The sequence below is a fragment of the Rathayibacter rhapontici genome (genome assembly GCF_001995175.1).
Lineage (GTDB): Bacteria > Actinomycetota > Actinomycetes > Actinomycetales > Microbacteriaceae > Rathayibacter.
The window spans coordinates 1-1839 of sequence record NZ_MUKN01000120.1; the positions used below are offsets into that span (position 1 = coordinate 1).

Below are 1839 nucleotides of genomic sequence, written 5' to 3' on the forward strand. Positions count from 1 at the left end.
CGCCGGGTCCGCGCGGCCCGAGGAGGCGGTGCGCCTGCCCTCCGAGGCCCGGCCGCCCGCGCAGGACGTCGAGCCGGAGGCTCCGTCCGCCCCGGTGATCGCGTCCGAGCCCGACGCCCCGCTGCTGCGGAACCCCTGGCTCCTGGTGCTGCTGCTCGCGGGACTCGCCGGCACCGCGTTGGGCTTCGCGATCCTCTCGATCGGCTACTCCTCGCCGCCCGCCCCCTACTACGGCGACTCCGACACCCCGTCGCCGGAGTGGGTCCAGCGGCAGATCCTCTACTACGCGTCGATCCCGCTGCTGGGCTCGCTGCCGTTCTCGCTGCTGATCGCGATCGGGGTCGCGGCGCTGCGCTGGCGCGGGCGTCCGGCCCCGCGCGAGGAGGAGCAGGCGGAGGACTGACGGCGGTCAGACCCCCGAGGCTCCGAACAGCAGCCCGAGCAGGTACGTGACGAGCGCCGCTCCGTAGCCGATGCCGAGCTGGCGCAGCGCCCGGGCGAGCGGAGGCGCACCCGAGAGCAGTCCCACGACCGCGCCGGTGGCCAGCAGGGCGATGCCGACCAGGATCGCGGCGAGGATCACGGCGGCGATCCCGGACAGGCCCAGCAGGTAGGGCAGCACGGGGATGATCGCCCCCGACGCGAAGAAGCAGAAGCTCGAGAGCGCGGCGCCCATGCCCGTGCCGATCGACTCGTGCTCGTCGATCGACGGGTCGGCCTTCGGGCCGCCGACCGTGATCGGCGAGGTGGCCGCGACTCCGCCGCGGAGCCCCGTGAAGACGAACTCGGCGCGGGCGTTCGCCTCGGCCTCGGTCATGCCGCGCGCGCGGTAGACGAGGGCGAGCTCGTTCGCGTCGACGTCGAGGTCGGGGACGAGGCGGTTGGTGTCGAGGTCGGGGGAGGAGGCGCTCAGCAGCTCCCGCTGCGAGCGCACCGAGACGAACTCGCCCGCGCCCATCGAGAGCGCGCCGGCGAGCAGCCCCGCGAGGCCGGTGAACAGCACGACGCTCGTGGCCACTCCGCTCGCCCCGACGCCCAGCACGAGGGCGAGGTTCGAGACGAGGCCGTCGTTGGCGCCGAAGACCGCGGCGCGGAAGGTCCCGGAGAGGCGGGTGCGGCCGCGCTCGGCGAGTCCCCGCACGACCTCGCCGTGGATCCGCTCGTCGGCCGCCATGGCCTCGGTCGCGTCGTCGTCGTCGGCGTAGGGGGAGCGGGCCTCGGCGCGCTGGACGAGCGCCAGCACGAAGACCGAGCCGAAGCGGCGGGTGAGGAAGCCCAGCACGCGCGTGCGCAGATCCGGGCGCGGCGACGGCTCCGCGGCGGAGCCGAGCAGTCTGCGCCAGTGCTCCTCGTGCCGGCCCTCGGCTGCGGCGAGGGCGAGCAGGATCTCGCGCTCCTCGCCCGAGCGGCGACCGGCGAGGTCGCGGTAGGTGGCGGCCTCGGCGAGTTCGTCGGCGAGGTAGCGGCGCCAGCGGCGGATCTGCGCGGGGCTGGGGGGAGCGGGGTCCTGGGCGGTTCTCACCATGGGATCTCCTGGGTTCGGGCCCGCCGACCCGCGCGAGAGGGACCGGTCAGGACGTGCGTCGACTGACCGAAGGTCTCGTTCGCCCGGTTCCGTGCGGATCCGGGTGGAGCGCCGGGTCCGGATCGTCCCGGACCAGCATGTCGACGCGCCTCGTCGCCTGCCGAGCAGGCGGTGGGAACTACTCCCCTTCGCGTGGACCACCGTAGCCGAGATCGGCGCCGATCGGGCCGGATCCCCCGAGCGGACCGCGGGGGCCGCGCGGCGAGAGGGCCCGCTGCAGCACCAGGGCGGCGGCGCCGACCGCGGCCGCGTCG

General features: G+C 75.4%; 2 protein-coding genes. One reads left to right on the forward strand and one right to left on the reverse strand.

From position 1 onward, the window contains the following. A partial coding sequence (locus tag B0T42_RS18885; protein ID WP_236720420.1) for a hypothetical protein occupies positions 1–403 on the forward strand: 403 nt, incomplete at its 5' end. Positions 404–409: 6 nt separating this feature from the next. Here the strand turns inward: B0T42_RS18885 and B0T42_RS18890 are convergent. Continuing rightward, entirely contained in the window at positions 410–1525 is a 1116-nt protein-coding gene (locus B0T42_RS18890; RefSeq protein WP_077224496.1) for a VIT1/CCC1 transporter family protein, read from the reverse strand. Between the last annotated feature and the right edge of the window lie 314 nt (positions 1526–1839).

Bases quoted from the DNA above. Each gene is read 5' to 3' on its own strand.
- B0T42_RS18890 (WP_077224496.1), bottom strand. From the start codon at position 1,525: ATGGTGAGAACCGCCCAGGACCCCGCTCCCCCCAGCCCCGCGCAGATC.